Annotated in this window: 12 protein-coding genes; 5 read left to right on the forward strand and 7 right to left on the reverse strand. The window is 66.3% G+C overall.

What is annotated here, in order from left to right; translation table 11 throughout:
• Window positions 1–76: 76 nt before the first annotated feature.
• The 3 genes from QM590_RS24980 to QM590_RS24990 all read right to left on the reverse strand — a co-directional run bounded on the left by QM590_RS24980 (window position 77) and on the right by QM590_RS24990 (window position 3,058).
• The gene (locus QM590_RS24980; protein ID WP_269596772.1) at window positions 77–787 is read right to left on the reverse strand and encodes a type 1 glutamine amidotransferase; all 711 of its coding nucleotides are present in this window, start codon (window positions 785–787) and stop codon (window positions 77–79) included.
• Window positions 780–2,042: a Mur ligase family protein gene (locus QM590_RS24985; protein WP_269596773.1), complete on the reverse strand. Its 1,263-nt coding sequence runs from the start codon at window positions 2,040–2,042 to the stop codon at window positions 780–782. Before QM590_RS24985 ends, QM590_RS24980 begins: the two co-directional genes overlap by 8 nt.
• Before the next feature lie 119 nt (window positions 2,043–2,161).
• The gene (locus QM590_RS24990) at window positions 2,162–3,058 is read right to left on the reverse strand and encodes an EamA family transporter (RefSeq protein WP_269596774.1); all 897 of its coding nucleotides are present in this window, start codon (window positions 3,056–3,058) and stop codon (window positions 2,162–2,164) included.
• Between the two features lie 72 nt (window positions 3,059–3,130).
• Here QM590_RS24990 and QM590_RS24995 point away from each other — a divergent pair, with 72 nt between their 5' ends.
• Window positions 3,131–4,042 carry a LysR family transcriptional regulator gene (locus QM590_RS24995; RefSeq protein WP_269596775.1) on the forward strand — a complete coding sequence of 304 codons (912 nt, stop codon included), beginning with the start codon at window positions 3,131–3,133 and terminating at the stop codon, window positions 4,040–4,042.
• On the opposite strand, the gene QM590_RS25000 is transcribed toward QM590_RS24995, so the two are convergent.
• From QM590_RS25000 to QM590_RS25010, 3 genes are all read right to left on the reverse strand, one after another.
• Complete coding sequence (locus QM590_RS25000; RefSeq protein WP_094638721.1) at window positions 4,011–4,388, reverse strand: SHOCT domain-containing protein; 378 nt, start codon at window positions 4,386–4,388, stop codon at window positions 4,011–4,013. The two genes, QM590_RS24995 and QM590_RS25000, sit on opposite strands and share 32 nt — an antisense overlap.
• A gap of 132 nt (window positions 4,389–4,520) precedes the next feature.
• Window positions 4,521–6,332 carry a 2-isopropylmalate synthase gene (gene leuA / locus QM590_RS25005; protein ID WP_068053950.1) on the reverse strand — a complete coding sequence of 604 codons (1,812 nt, stop codon included), beginning with the start codon at window positions 6,330–6,332 and terminating at the stop codon, window positions 4,521–4,523.
• Between the two features lie 151 nt (window positions 6,333–6,483).
• Complete coding sequence (locus QM590_RS25010; RefSeq protein WP_269596776.1) at window positions 6,484–8,160, reverse strand: FUSC family protein; 1,677 nt, start codon at window positions 8,158–8,160, stop codon at window positions 6,484–6,486.
• A gap of 160 nt (window positions 8,161–8,320) precedes the next feature.
• Between QM590_RS25010 and QM590_RS25015 the strand changes: the two genes are divergently transcribed.
• Window positions 8,321–9,586, forward strand: a complete 1,266-nt coding sequence (locus QM590_RS25015; protein ID WP_269596777.1) for an aspartate kinase — start codon at window positions 8,321–8,323, stop codon at window positions 9,584–9,586.
• Between the two features lie 3 nt (window positions 9,587–9,589).
• Window positions 9,590–10,612, forward strand: a complete 1,023-nt coding sequence (locus tag QM590_RS25020; RefSeq protein ID WP_269596778.1) for an aspartate-semialdehyde dehydrogenase — start codon at window positions 9,590–9,592, stop codon at window positions 10,610–10,612.
• 49 nt (window positions 10,613–10,661) lie between these two features.
• On the opposite strand, the gene QM590_RS25025 is transcribed toward QM590_RS25020, so the two are convergent.
• Window positions 10,662–11,732, reverse strand: a complete 1,071-nt coding sequence (locus tag QM590_RS25025; RefSeq protein ID WP_094670568.1) for an ABC transporter ATP-binding protein — start codon at window positions 11,730–11,732, stop codon at window positions 10,662–10,664.
• A 116-nt stretch (window positions 11,733–11,848) separates the two neighbouring features.
• Here QM590_RS25025 and QM590_RS25030 point away from each other — a divergent pair, with 116 nt between their 5' ends.
• Complete coding sequence (locus tag QM590_RS25030) at window positions 11,849–13,657, forward strand: multicopper oxidase family protein (protein ID WP_269596779.1); 1,809 nt, start codon at window positions 11,849–11,851, stop codon at window positions 13,655–13,657.
• A 36-nt stretch (window positions 13,658–13,693) separates the two neighbouring features.
• Window positions 13,694–15,006: DUF222 domain-containing protein (locus QM590_RS25035; protein ID WP_269596780.1), on the forward strand; the 1,313-nt coding region annotated here is incomplete at its 3' end.

Genomic DNA, 15,006 nt, shown 5'->3' on the forward strand with positions numbered 1-15,006 from the left:
ATCGCAAACATCCCTAATGATCAGGCCCGTTGCGACCACCGCTCGAATCCGCCCGTAGTGGGCTACGAGTTTTCGTTCACGTGCGGCGCAGTCGCTCTTTACGTAACTGCGTGACCTCGGCAAGCTCGAGCGGAGCGAGAGTGGTGCCCAATGCCCGCTCCAGCAGATAGTCCGCCAATTCCGGGTTCCGGGCGAGTACCGGGCCGTGCATGTACGTGCCGATCACAGAACCCTGCACGACGCCTTCGCGTCCGTCGCCGACACCGTTGCCGACACCGTGGGTGACCTTGGCCAACGGGGACGCATCCAGGCCGAGAGTCGTTCCGCCGCGGTGGTTCTCGAAACCGGTGAGCTTCTGAGTGAGTCCGTCGAGCGCGGGTTCGGTGACGACTTCACCGATCGAACGCGTCGCCTGCGGTGCGGTGGTGACGTCGAAGAGCGAGATGCCGTCGACGCGTTCGCCGGCAGAGGTTTCGTACCAGTGGCCGAGGACCTGGATCGCGGCGCAGATGGCGAGCACGGGCGCTCCGCGGGCAGCGGCGTTCTGCAGTCCGGGGTATCGGGTGAGGTGACGCGTCGCCAGGCGCTGAGCCGAATCCTCGGCTCCGCCAAGGGTGTACACGTCCAGTGAATCGGGAACCGGGTCGCTGAGGGTGATCTGCACAACCTCGGCGTCGATGTCTCGCATCCGAAGCCGCTGCCGCAGAATGAGCGCGTTGCCGTTGTCGCCGTAGGTGCCCATCACATCGGGCAGGACCAGACCGATGCGGACGGTGGACTCAGACATTCTTCACCTCACGTGCCAGCGCGCGCCCGAGGTCGCGGAACGCAGTGTAATTGGCAAGCACTTCGACGCGCCCCGGCGGACAGGACGCGATGGCCTGCAACGGATCTGCGATGGTCGTGTGCTGCGAGCCCGCGTACAGCAGGCGAACTCCGAGGTCGGTCGCGCGCTCACCCGCGGCGACGACGGCGACGTTCTCGAAATGCTCGAAGCGGACGTCCCACAACCACGACAGGTCTTCGCCGTCGGGTACCTGCCCGTTGACGGCGATGACGAGGCCGTCGCAGGTGGGGTCGATCATCGACAGCGCCTCCTGCCAGCCGGCAGGGTTTTTCGCGAGAAGCATTCTGACGGAATGAGATCCGTACTGGATGGTGGAGTAGCGTCCGGCTACTTCGTCGACGCTCGACGCGGCGGCGACGGCATCTTCCGCGCTCGCGCCGAGGGTCACTGCGGCGGCTACGGCCTGAGCTGCGTTGCCGCGGTTGGCTTTTCCTGGCAGCGACAACGTCATCGGCAGGACGAGTCCGTCGGGCCCGTAGAGATTCTCCTCGTCGAGCCACCAGTCCGGCGTCGGGCGCTTGAAGTCGCTGCCGGTGCTGTACCAGTGCTCGCCCTCCCACAGGATGGGTTCGCCCGTGCGCGGGCAGCTGACCGAATCGCCGGCCCATCCGCCGCCGGCCGCGACCCAGACGACGTTCGGTGCGTCGAATGCTGCCGAGGTGACGAGGACGTCGTCGCAGTTGGCGATGACGACGGTCTCGGGATGCCGGGCCAGTCCGGCGCGCAGTATGCGTTCGATCATGTTGATCTCGCCCACGCGGTCGAGCTGATCGCGACTGAGGTTGAGCAACACGATGGCCGCCGGTTCCACCTCGTCGGAGACATGGGGGACGTGCAGTTCGTCGACCTCGAGAGCAGCCAGTTCGGCATCGAAGTGAGCGTGCAGGGCCGCGACGATGCCGGCATCCATGTTCGCGCCGTCGGCCTGGGTGGCGACATCGCCCAGGGTGGCCAGGGCAGCGGCCGTCATACGCGTGGTGGTGGACTTGCCGTTGGTGCCGGTGACGATGACGGTGCGTCGTCCGCGACCGAGCCCGCCGAGGATGTTCGGATCGATCTTCAGGGCGACGAGTCCGCCGATCATCGAGCCCTTGCCCCGACCCGCCTTGCGAGACGCCCAGGTCGCCAGCTCCGCCGCGCGCAGTGCCACACGGCCACGTGCACCGATACGTCTGCGCTCACCCACTTCAACCATCCGCCGAGTCTGGCACAGAAGAGCGTGCAGTTTCACGTCGGCGGCTTCTACCCCTCGGTCATTCCGCAGGCTCCACTCCCGCTACCCCCGGGTCGTTCCGCAGGCTCCACTCCCGCCTCTCACACCGGTGCTTTCTCCCGAACCTCGACCGACCGTCGCACGGCCATGCCGCCGAGGCATCCGCCGATCACGACTACTCCACCGATCAGTGCGAGCACGGACGGGTTCTCGCCCAGGAAAATCCAGGCACCGGCGATTCCGACAACGGGAACCAGCAGTGAGAACGGCGCGACCAGTCCGGCGGGGTTGCGGCTCATCAGGATGCTCCAGAGACCGCTGCCGATGATGGTGGCGGGAATCACGATGTAGGCCAACGCGACCAACCCTGGCCAGCCTTGCGGACCGAACGACTCCGTCAGCGCATGCCAGCCGGTGCTCGGGCCCTCGAAGATCGCGGACAGCGCCAGCATCGGCAGCGGCGGAACGACGGTCATCCACAGCATCAGCGTCATCGGCGAATCGGACTTGGCGAGTCGGTTTCCCAGATTGCCGAACGCCCAGCCGAGGCCGGCGAGGAGGGTGAGGATCACCGGAAGCAGGGAGGCGTTCTGAGCGCGGTCCCATCCGATCAGGACCATGCCGAGGACGGCGACCGCGATGCCGATCGCCTGTCTGCGAGAGACGTGTTCGCGCAGCAGAACAGCGCCGAGAACAACGGTGAACGGGGCGGACGACTGCAGCACGAGTGACGCCAATCCGGTGGGCATGCCTGCTGCCATCGCCGCGAACAGGAAGGCGAACTGCAGAAATCCGAACCCGAAGCCGTAGAGCAGCAACCACTTCAGCTGCACTTTCGGCCTGGGGGCGAACAGGACGACCGGGATGGCGATCACCAGGAAGCGCAACGCGCCGAAGAAGAACGGCGGAAAATGATCGAGTCCGACTCGGATGGCCAGGAAGTTCAGTCCCCACAACACGGCGACGGTCAATCCGAGGAGGCGGTCGCGAGTGGTCATGGCGTCCATCGTGTCCGCTACAAATGATCAGCACAATCGAATATATCCGCATCAACAGTTAAGATTTACTGCATGAACGTGGAGCGACTGCGGATCCTCGCGGAACTCGCCGACCGTGGAACTGTCGCAGCGGTGGCCGACGCGATGTCGATGACCCCCTCGGCGGTATCCCAGCAACTCAAGCTGCTGGCCAGGGAAGCGGGTGTGACTCTCCTCGAACCGGACGGTCGCCGGCTCCGACTGACCGATGCGGGACGCGCTCTGGTGCTGCGCACCGACGAGGTGCTCGCTGCGGTCGCCCGCGCTACAGCCGAGATGGATCGGTACCGTGCGTCCCCGCGGGGACGCGTGCGAGTCGCGCTGTTCCCGTCCGGTGCTGCTCTGCTCCTGCCCGGGGTGCTGACGCGGTTGGCGAACTCGGACGTCGACATCGAGGCACGCGACGAGGACCTGCCTGCATCCTCGGTGCCGGAACTGTTGGCCGACTACGACGTGGTGCTCACCCACCGCGACGAGCGGGCCCCGTCGACCGCAGGCCCGCGCATCGAAGTGACGACACTGATGCGTGAGCCGATCGATCTGGTGCTCCCGCCCGGTCATGGTTTGGCGCAACACGAATCGATAGACCTCAGGGATCTGGTCGACGAACGATGGATCAGTGTTCGCGGCGGATTCCCGGTCGACGACGTGCTGCTCTCCGTCGCCGCTGCCACCGGCGTCGAGCCCCGGGTGGTCCAGCGGGTGAACGATTTTCGCGTCACTGAGGTGTTGGTGGCGGCCGGTCACGGCGTGGCACTGATGCCGCGGTACGCCGTGGTGCATCCCGGTCTGGTGCGTCGAGAACTGTCCGGCGTTCGGGCCGGGCGCATCTACGAACTCGCGACCAGGCCCGACGCTCGACGCCTACCTGCGATCGCTGCCGTGCTCGACGCGTTCCGGGCGGAGGCGGACCTCAGGACAGAGCTTTGGCCTTCAGCGTCCTGAACTCGTCCTGATCGATGGTTCCGTTGTCCAGCAACGTCTTTGCGTGTGCGATCTCCTCCGATGCGGACCGCCCGGCCACCTCTTTGATGTAGTTCTCCTGCTGGTCCTTGGCGTGCTGCAGGGCGGCAACCTGACGCTCGGCCATGTTGCCGCCGTTCACGATGAGGTAGATCAGCGCGGTGAAGAACGGCGCGATGATGAGGAAGAGCACCCACGCGGCTTTCACGAGCCCGGATGCTTTGTGGTTTCGGAAGAGGTCTCCGATGATCGACAGCATCACCATGAGGTAAGCCACGAATGCGAAACCGACGATGAGAAGCCAGAGAAAATCCCAGAAAGAATCCATGGCGAACTTCCATTCCTTGTGTGCCCCGACAGCGAAATCATTGTCGCACGGGGCGTAGCATCCGGCCGTGGATCAGCAGCGAAAAGCCGCCCATTCGTGATGAATGGGCGGCTTCGCGTCGAACCGAGAAATCTACTTCAGTGCACGGTTCACGGCCGAGACCACGGCGCGCAGTGATGCGGTGGTGATCGAGGTCGCGATGCCGACGCCCCAGACGGTGGTGGCGACACCGGCGGGTGAGGTGACCGAGGCCTCGACGTAGGCCGCAGCCTGGGCGTCGTCGCCGGCGGACATGGCGTGCTCGGAGTAGTCGAGGACGCTGACGTCGTATCCGATGGTGGACAGTGCGTCGACGAACGAGGCGAGGGGGCCGTTGCCGGATCCGGAGATCTCCTGCTCCACGCCGTCGACCTTGACCGTCGCGGTGATCGTGTCGGTGCCACCGTCGTGCTCGGCCGCGATGACCGACTGCTTGATGCGCTCGAGGGGGCGGATCGGGGTCAGGTACTCCTCGGCGAAGACGTCCCACATCTCCTTGGGCGAGACCTCGCCGCCCTCACCGTCGGTGATGCGCTGGACGGCCTGGGAGAACTCGATCTGCAGGCGACGTGGCAGGTTCAGTCCGTGATCGGACTTCATGATGTACGCGACGCCGCCCTTGCCGGACTGCGAGTTGACGCGAATGACGGCCTCGTAGGTGCGACCGACGTCCTTCGGATCGACGGGCAGATACGGGACCTGCCAGGTGACGTCTCCGATGTCCGAACCCTGTTCGTCTGCAGTGACTTTCATCGCGTCCAGGCCCTTGTTGATGGCGTCCTGGTGGCTGCCGGAGAAGGCGGTGTAGACCAGGTCGCCGCCGTAGGGGTGACGCTCGGCGACGGGAAGTTGGTTGCAGTACTCCACGGTTCGACGGACCTCGTCGATGTTGGAGAAGTCGATCTGCGGATCGACACCGCGGGTGAACAGGTTCAGCCCGAGCGTGACCAGGCAGACGTTGCCGGTGCGCTCGCCGTTGCCGAACAGGCAGCCCTCGATGCGGTCCGCGCCGGCCTGGTAGCCGAGTTCTGCTGCGGCAACACCGGTTCCGCGGTCGTTGTGCGGATGCAGTGACAGCACGATGCTGTCGCGGCGATCGAGGTTGCGGCTCATCCACTCGATCGAGTCGGCGTAGACATTGGGCGTCGCCATCTCGACGGTCGCAGGCAGATTCAGGATCAGCGGCTTGGCCGGCGTGGGATCGATGATCGCGGTGACCGCGTCGCACACCTCTTTGGCGTAGGACAGTTCGGTGCCGGTGTAGGACTCGGGGGAGTACTCGTAGCGCCAGTCGGTATCGGGGAACTTGGCTGCTTCTTCGAGGACTTTTCGGGCACCGTCGGTGGCGATCTTCTTGATGACGTCACGCTCGGCCCGGAACACCACTCGGCGCTGCAGGATGGACGTCGAGTTGTAGAAGTGCACGATGACGCTGCGGGCACCTTCGCACGCGACGAAGGTGCGCTCGATCAGCTCGGGACGGCACTGCGTCAGCACCTGGATGGTGACGTCGTCGGGGATCGCGCCGTCCTCGATGATCTCGCGGACGAAGTCGAAGTCGGTCTGGCTGGCCGACGGGAAGCCGACCTCGATCTGCTTGTATCCCATGCGAACCAGCAGGTCGAACATGCGGCGCTTGCGGGCCGGGCTCATCGGATCGATCAGCGCCTGGTTGCCGTCGCGCAGATCGACGGCGCACCACTGCGGGGTGCGGTCGATGATCTTGTCCGGCCACGTGCGGTCGGGAAGGGTGACGTGCTCGACCTCCTCGGCGAACGGCCGGTAACGGTAGGTCGGCATCGAGGAGTTCTTCTGGGTGTTCCAGGCGGGCTGGTCGCTTGGTGCGGGCCGCGAGGGCGGGGTGATGGTGCGAGTTCCCGAGGTGAATGCGTCGGCTGGTGACATGGTCTTCGTCTCTCCGTACAGATCAGAGCAATGTGTTCGACCGGCGCAACGAACCCCGCGACGGGAAGCCAGTCTGGTCTCAGACCCCGTCGCGGCTGTTAAGAAGGAGAGCTCGCAGCATGGGCTGAGTGTACTACCGCGCGCCGACCGCCTACCCCAGGGTTGACGAGTGGAATTCTGCAGTTGCTGCATCGACTCTGCGCTGCCAGTGCCCGATGTCGTTCATTCGTCCGACGTCGGTGATCGTCCAGCAGTGCGCGAGGAGTTCGTACCCGAGGCGATCGACCTCGGCATGCTGCGACCACACCCGATGAGCCCACCGCCGATCGTTGTGTGCGGCCTCGGCACCGGCCAACGCGGACCCGACCAGCTCGAACTGGACGTCGCGCCGGGCGGTGAGAGCGCTCGATCCGGCCACGTCCTCGGTGCGCAACACCGTCAGCAGATCCGCGCTGAGCGTCAGGACTCGGCCGTCGGACCACTGCAATGCGCGCCTGAACGCCCCGGGAAGCAGCAGCCACAGCGCAGCGAAGGCCAGAGCGACACCCACCGTGGTTTCCACGATCCGGTCCACGACGATGTCCTCCAGAACAGCTCCCGGATGCGTCAGTGTCCCCATCAGCAGGGCGAGCGGCGTGATGAACGTGACGGCCAACCCGTAGTTGCGCGCCACCGACACCTCGATCGCGAACTGCAACACCATCAACACCACGATGACGGCCAGACCGGTCAGCGGCGAGAGGAAGATGGCGGAGAACAGGGCCACCCCCGCGAGGGTTCCGCCGAGCCGCTGCAGGCCCCGATACGTGCCGTGCACCCGGTCGGGACCTTGTTGCAGCACCAGGACGGCACCGAGGATCGCCCAGTCCGGTCGGCTCAGATCCAGCACGACGCTGATCCCGCCTGCCGCTGCCGCCGCGCAGAAGACCCTGATCGCCGTGGACGATGCGTGTGAATCCCGGTGCAGCGAGCGCCGCAACCGGTAGGCGATGCTCGGCCTCGCGAGCGGCAGCTGCTCCGGCACCGAGTCGACTGCCTGGTCCGCATCCATGGTTCGAGAGGTAGTGGCCGCAAACGCCCGATGGGCGTCGAACAGCCTCTGCACCAGCACCGGCCTCGACGACAACCGTGCGGCACCTGCGTCGTACACGGCGGCCCAGGCAGCGTGCAGACGCGCGGCCGCGACGTGACGATCGGCGGCAGAAGGCGTCGGCGAGCTCGTGTATTTCTCGATCGCGCCCACCGCTGCTCCGACGGCCTCGCGCTCGGGTCCTCGCGGATCCCACAGCACCCCGGACATCGACACCAGTAGCGCCGACGCGACGCCGATCGCCGCGCAGACCGCTCCGTGAACGGCGCCGATGCCGGCCCCGGGGATGTACGACGACACCGCGCACACCAGCACGAAGAAGAACGCACCCGGCGGTCCCAGTCGCAGCGCAGCGATGACGTAGACCGCCACGAGAGCGAGGAGCGAGAGCAGGGTCACCGGGATCATCTGCGCCCAACCGGTGCTCCCGAGATCGAGCGCCACCTGCCCGGCCGTCGCCCCGAGCCACACCGATGCCACCAGTGCGCCGCCCGCGGTCAGGACGACCCACCAACGCGAACGATAGGGACGCCCCTCGCCGTAGATGACGGCGAAACTGCCCGAGACCACCAGCAGGGCCTCGGTGTGGAACCCGAGAACCCACGCCGCGATCGCGGGGATGCCGAATGCCAGAGCCGAGCGCAGTCCACCCGGCCAGCGGCGGCCGACGGCAGGGAGCCCGAAGAGCACCCGCAGACCTCGCGGGGGTGGGGGTGGTCGGTGCTCGGGAAGGGTCACCCGAACATGTTAGGTCAGGTGTATCCGCAGGCGAACCGCCCTAAAGTCCCAGCTCGGAGCTACCCGGCCCACTGCTCGGGGTGCCGGATCGGTAAGGTGACCCCGGAACATTTCCCCGACATTCTCGTGATCGTCGGCTATCCAGCGGAGGTAAACACGCGTGGCTCTCATCGTCCAGAAGTACGGTGGATCGTCGGTGGGGACCGCCGAACGTATCCGACGCGTCGCTGAACGAATCGTCGAGACCAAGAAGGCCGGCCACGACGTCGTCGTGGTCGTGTCGGCCATGGGCGATACCACCGACGAACTGCTCGACCTGGCCCAGCAGGTGTGCCCGGCCCCGCCGGCCCGCGAGATGGACATGCTGCTCACCTCGGGCGAACGCATCTCCAATGCTCTGGTCGCGATGGCCATCCACTCGCTCGGTGCCGAGGCTCGATCGTTCACCGGCTCGCAGGCAGGCGTCGTCACCACCAGCGTGCACGGCAACGCCAAGATCATCGACGTCACCCCCGGCCGCGTGCGCAGCGCACTCGACGAGGGCTCGATCGTTCTCGTCGCCGGCTTCCAGGGCGTCAGCCAGGACAGCAAGGACGTCACGACGCTCGGTCGCGGTGGATCGGACACGACCGCCGTCGCGCTGGCCGCAGCACTGAACGCGGACGTCTGCGAGATCTACACCGACGTCGACGGCATCTTCACCGCCGACCCGCGCATCGTGCCCAACGCCCGTCACCTCGAGACCGTCTCGTTCGAGGAAATGCTCGAAATGGCGGCCTGCGGCGCAAAGGTGCTGATGCTGCGCTGCGTCGAATATGCCCGTCGCTACAACGTTCCCGTTCACGTGCGCTCGTCGTACACCACGAAACCCGGAACGATCGTCTCCGGATCTATGGAGGACATTCCAGTGGAAGAAGCAATTCTCACCGGCGTCGCACACGATCGCAGCGAGGCGAAGGTCACCGTCGTCGGTCTGCCCGACACCCCCGGCTACGCCGCCAAAGTGTTTCGCGCCGTGGCAGATTCCGAGATCAACATCGACATGGTGTTGCAGAACGTGTCCAAGATCGACACCGGCAAGACCGACATCACCTTCACCTGCCCCAAGGCCGACGGCCCGACGGCAGTGGAGAAGCTCACCAAGCTCCAGGCCGAGATCGGCTTCGCTCAGGTGCTCTACGACGACCACATCGGCAAGGTCTCCCTCGTCGGTGCAGGTATGAAGAGCCACCCCGGCGTCACCGCGACGTTCTGTGAGGCCCTCGCAGACGCCGGCATCAACATCGACCTGATCAGCACCTCGGAGATCCGTATCTCGGTGCTGTGCAGTGACACTCAGCTCGACGAAGCAGTGCGCGCGCTGCACGCCGCCTTCGATCTGGGCGGCGACGAAGAAGCCGTCGTACACGCAGGAACAGGACGATAGACGATGACCACAGTTGCAGTCGTAGGAGCCACCGGCCAGGTCGGTGCCGTCATGCGAACCCTGTTGGAGGAGCGTAACTTCCCCGCCGACACCGTTCGCTTCTTCGCCTCCGCGCGCTCGGCGGGCAAGAAGCTGCCGTTCCGCGGCGAGGAGATCGTCGTCGAGGACGCCTCCACCGCAGACCTCGCCGGAATCGACATCGCACTGTTCTCCGCGGGTGCCACGCTCTCGCGTGAGCAGGCACCGCGCTTCGCCGCGGCAGGCGCCACCGTCATCGACAACTCGTCGGCGTTCCGCAAGGACTCGGACGTGCCGCTGGTGGTCAGCGAGGTCAACCCCGAGGATGCGAAGAACCCGCCCCGCGGCATCATCGCCAACCCCAACTGCACCACCATGGCCGCAATGCCGGTGCTCAAGGTGCTGCACGACGAAGCAGGCCTGCAGCGCCTGATCGTCTCGAGCTACCAGGCCGTGTCCGGCAGCGGACTCGCCGGTGTGGAAGAACTCGCCACCCAGGCTCGCGCCGTCATCGGCGACGTCGAAAAGCTGGTGCACGACGGTTCGTCGGTGGATTTCCCGGCCCCGAACAAGTACGTCGCGCCCATCGCCTTCAACGTCCTGCCGCTGGCCGGTGCGTTGGTGGACGACGGATCCGGCGAAACCGACGAGGACCAGAAACTGCGCAACGAATCGCGCAAGATCCTCGGCCTGCCCGACCTGCTGGTCAGCGGCACCTGCGTCCGCGTGCCCGTGTTCACCGGACATTCGCTGTCGATCAACGCCGAGTTCGCCAACCCGCTCTCGGTGGAACGCGCTTGTGAGCTGCTCGCCTCCGCCCCGGGCGTCTCGCTGGTCGACGTGCCGACGCCGTTGCAGGCCGCAGGCGCGGACGATTCCCTCGTCGGCCGAATCCGCCAGGATCCGGGTGTTCCCGAGGGCCGCGGACTGGCCCTGTTCGTCTCGGGCGACAACCTGCGTAAGGGTGCCGCGCTCAACACGATTCAGATCGCCGAGCTGCTGGTCTGAGGCCGTGCGCGTTGTGCGTCCCCAGGGGTACGCACAACGCGCACGACGGTCAGTTCAGGCGGTGACCCTCGGCGGAGGCGTCGAAGATGTGCGCGTGCGCGTCGTCGATACGGACGTGGACGCGGTCTCCCTTCTCGGGTGGGCTGCGCCAATCGGCCCGGGCGACGATGGTCTCGGTGCGGCCGTTGATGTCCGCTCGGCCGAACACGAACGCCTCGGAGCCGAGTTCCTCGACGACGTCGATCTCCAATGCGATTCCGCTGCTCGCGATCTCGATGTGCTCGGGCCTGATACCGAACATCACCTCGGTGGCCGAGCCGAGAGTCTGGCGCGGCACGGGAATCACCTGATCGGCCAGTCGAACGCCGCCGTCGGTGACCGGGACACGGAACAGATTCATCGACGGTGAGCCCATGAACCCGGCCACGAACGCATTGACCGGCTTCCGGTACAGCTCGCGCGGAGTGGCGCACTGCTGCAGCACACCACCTTTCAGGACGGCAACGCGATCACCCATCGTCATGGCCTCTACCTGATCGTGGGTGACGTAGACGGTGGTCGTCCCGAGCCGACGCTGCAACTGCGCGATCTGGGTGCGCGTCTGCACCCGCAGCTTGGCGTCGAGATTGCTCAGGGGCTCGTCCATCAGGAACACCTGGGGTTGGCGAACGATGGCGCGGCCCATGGCAACTCGCTGACGCTGCCCGCCGGAGAGCGCCTTGGGCTTGCGATCGAGATACGGCTCGAGGTCGAGTAGCTTCGCGGCCTCCTCGACGCGAGTGCGAATGTCGTCCTTGTTCGCCTTCGCCAGCTTGAGAGCGAAGCCCATGTTCTCCGCGACGGTCATGTGCGGATACAGCGCGTAGTTCTGGAACACCATCGCGATGTCGCGATCCTTGGGTTCGGAGTGGGTGACGTCCTTGCCGCCGATGAGGATGCGACCGGAATTGACCTCTTCGAGCCCCGCGAGCATCCGCAGCGACGTCGACTTTCCGCAACCCGACGGGCCGACCAGAACGAGGAATTCACCGTCCTCGATGTGCAGGTCGAGTTCGTCCACCGCGGGGGCGTCGGAGCCCGGAAACAGCCTGGTGGTGCGCTCGAAAGTTATCGTTGCCATGACAGATAGATCCCTCCACCGGCAGGAACGTGCCGGACGATCCGAGTGTGGGGTGACGGCGGGAGCCGACGGGCACATAGTATGGCCCCAATCACAACAAGGAGAGAGGAGGCTCGGTGAGCGGATCTGTGTCCAGGCGAACCGCCCTTCGTGGGCTCGCCGTCGCCGCAGTAGCCGCTGGTGCCGCTGCACTCCCGGTGGCGTCGACGACGCGCCGCGCGATGGCCGACGACTTCCTTCGTGGCCAGAGCCCCCTGCTGTTCCACTCACCGCCCCTCACGCCGTTCCGGGACGAGCTGCCCAGGTTGCCGCTGATCAGCGGTACCGAGGTGACGTTGGACGCGCACAGCTCCACTCATGTGTTCCACGCCGATCTGCGACCCGCGCCCACCTTCGGGTATGGCCAGTGCGACTACCTCGGACCCACCATCGAGTCGCAGACCGGCCAGCCCTGGACGCTCAAGTACTCCAACACCACCGCGGGCAACCCGCTCGCCGCCGACATCGACACCTCGCTGCACGGCATGAGCGAGATGGACCGCACGATGACACCGACGGCGCTGCACCTGCACGGGGCCGTCACCGAACCGGCGAGCGACGGTCACTCCGAGATGCTGGTGCGCCCGGGGGAGTCGATGACGCACAACTTCTCGGGGCTCAACGACGCCGCGGGACTCTGGTACCACGATCACGCGATGTCGATGACGCGCATCAACGTCTACGCGGGCCTGCTCGGCATGAACCTCGTGCGAGACCGTTGGGACACCGGTACGTCCGACAATGCGCTGGGGCTGCCGTCGGGTGAGTTCGAGCTGCCGTTGGTGCTGCAGGAAAAGATCATGAACCCCGACGGCAGCATGAGCATCCGTTCCAATATCACCGTGCCGCAGGGTAAATGGGAAGGCGGCGGCACCGGAGACGTGGGCGTCGTCAACGGCAAGATCTGGCCGACGATGGAAGTCGCCCGGGGAATGTACCGACTGCGCGTCGTCAACGCCGGGTCGTACAGCGTGTGGAACCTGTTCTTCACCAACAGGCTTCGCTTCTGGGTCATCGGGAACGACGGGGGATTGCTCGACGCTCCTGTGGAAGCCACCAGCATCCGACTCGCCCCGGCCGAGCGCGCCGACATCCTCGTCGACTTCGGTGCCGTCGAGGCAGGTGCTCTCGTCGAACTACTCAACGACGAGCCGCCGCCGGCGCAGGCCGCGTCCCTCGGAGCCGTCCCGATGCCGATGTTCTGCCAGTTTCGCGTCGCGTCCGCGGCCGGGTTCCGGGGCGGTATGCCGACGTTGCTGCGCGGCGGCAAGGGACAGCCGGATGTGTTGCCGCCGTTGCCGACCGCGACATTCACGCGAACGGTCACCGTCAACCAGCCGTCCGGCGGGCTCAACCTGGACATGACTCTGATGAACCTGAACAACCTGAGGTACTCGGACCCGGACATCGAGATGCCCAAGCAGGGGACCGTGGAGATGTGGAACATCGTCAACACGACGGTGGAGCCGCACCCGATTCACCTGCACTTGGCGCACTTCCGGACGCTGGGACGCATCCCCATCGACCTCGCCGCTTACCAACGTGATTTCCCCAGGCCAACATTCGGTACCAGATGGGCTCCGCCGGTGGAGAAGTTCCTCACCGGTCCGTCGGTGCCGCCTGCGGCGTGGGAAGCCGGGTGGAAGGACACCGTCAACACCTACCCGGGCACCGTCACGCAGATCCTCGTTCGATTCCCGACGGCCGACGAGCTCGGCTTCGACCCCGACGCCACCTTCGCCGGGCCGGCCGCGCACCACGGCGGCGAGCACGGCGGACACGACATGGGTGGCGGCGGCGAACTGCAGGGGTACATGTGGCACTGCCACATGCTCGATCACGAGGACCATGAGATGATGCTCAGGTACCGCACCGTCGCTCCGTGACAAAGCTTGTCGGTGGGTGGGTATAGCTTTCGTGGGGTGAAGACATGGGGGGATGTGTTCGGGCTCGGCGACCAGGATTTGGTCTCCGAGCTCGCTGGCGTGTCCTCCCTCGAAAACGAGCTCGCTGCAACGCGATTGACGCTGCTGGCGGAGATGGACCGGCGCGGTCTGGCCATGAAGCTCGGCTACTCGTCGGTCACCCGGTGGTACGCGCGATCGGTGCGCATCACCGACGGGTCCGCCGCCCGTCAGATGGAGCTGGGGCAGTGGCTCACCGACCGGCCCAGCGTGCTGAACGCCCTCGCAGGTGGTGACATCCACGCCGCGCACGCCTCGGCGATCGCCGACGGCTACGCCACCGTGGTGGTCGCCGACCCCACCCTCGACGAACAACGCCGCGACGCTGTCGTCGCCGAACTGCTCGAAACCGCCATACGCAGCACCGCCGGGCAGGTCGCCTCCCGCGCGCAGGCACTGGCGCATTCCGCGGCCGAGGACGCCAGAGCCCGCCACGAGCAGGCCGAGAAGCAACGACAAGAACAGGAGCGGAAACAGGAGCGGGAACAGGAGCGGGACCGGGCGAGCCGAGCTGATCCAGGTGGCGCGGGTGACGCAGCTGGCTCGGATGAGCCCGAACCTGCTGGGCCCGAACCTGCTGGGCCGCCGCCGGTGCCGGTGTCGGAGAACCCGGAGTTGAACCGTTTCGATGTTCACCCGCTTGCCAGTGGCCGCTTCCAGATGGGTGGCAACGTCGACCGGCTCCTGGCCGAGAAGCTGCTCACCGCGTTGTCGGCGTTGACCGCGCCGCAGCCCGGCCCGGGTGGTGAACGCGATCTACGTGGTCCGTCGAAGCGGCGGGCGGACGCCCTCGATCGGATCCTCGACCGGCACCTGAGCGGGGGTGGCCGCGGATCGGCGGGCGGGTCGCGGGCATCGGTGCACTTGATCGTTCCGCTGCGGGACCTGCTCGCCGACCGCGGACACACGCAATCGAACAGCGCAGCAACGGGTTCGACGACAGACGGTTCCGGCGGCCACTCACGGACCGGTGGTGCCGACACGCGTCGCGATCGTGGTGCCGGCGGCGGTCGCGACGTCGGGAGCAATGCTGGTGCCGACGACAGTTTGCGGACCGGTGATGTCGACGCGGGTCCCGTTGCGGGCGCTGACGGCGGTCACTACGTCGGGTGCGGTGCCGGCGACAGTTCACGAGCCCGCGATACCGAGGCCGGTCCCGATCGTGGCACTGGTCGTCGGGTCAGCGGGAGCAATGCTGGTGCCGGCGGCAGTTCAAGAGCCCGCGATACCGACGTCGGTCCCGATCGTGGCAACGGTCGTCGCGTCAGCGG

Source organism: Rhodococcus sp. IEGM 1372 (genome assembly GCF_030056835.1).
In the GTDB taxonomy this organism is placed as follows: Bacteria; Actinomycetota; Actinomycetes; order Mycobacteriales; family Mycobacteriaceae; genus Rhodococcoides.

What these genes read in the sequence shown, in the direction of transcription:
- QM590_RS24980 (WP_269596772.1), bottom strand. Translation starts at nt 787, where the DNA reads ATGTCTGAGTCCACCGTCCGCATCGGTCTGGTCCTGCCCGATGTGATG.
- QM590_RS24985 (WP_269596773.1), bottom strand. Translation starts at nt 2,042, where the DNA reads ATGGTTGAAGTGGGTGAGCGCAGACGTATCGGTGCACGTGGCCGTGTG.
- QM590_RS24990 (WP_269596774.1), bottom strand. Translation starts at nt 3,058, where the DNA reads ATGACCACTCGCGACCGCCTCCTCGGATTGACCGTCGCCGTGTTGTGG.
- QM590_RS24995 (WP_269596775.1), top strand. Translation starts at nt 3,131, where the DNA reads ATGAACGTGGAGCGACTGCGGATCCTCGCGGAACTCGCCGACCGTGGA.
- QM590_RS25000 (WP_094638721.1), bottom strand. Translation starts at nt 4,388, where the DNA reads ATGGATTCTTTCTGGGATTTTCTCTGGCTTCTCATCGTCGGTTTCGCA.
- leuA (WP_068053950.1), bottom strand. Translation starts at nt 6,332, where the DNA reads ATGTCACCAGCCGACGCATTCACCTCGGGAACTCGCACCATCACCCCG.
- QM590_RS25020 (WP_269596778.1), top strand. Translation starts at nt 9,590, where the DNA reads ATGACCACAGTTGCAGTCGTAGGAGCCACCGGCCAGGTCGGTGCCGTC.
- QM590_RS25025 (WP_094670568.1), bottom strand. Translation starts at nt 11,732, where the DNA reads ATGGCAACGATAACTTTCGAGCGCACCACCAGGCTGTTTCCGGGCTCC.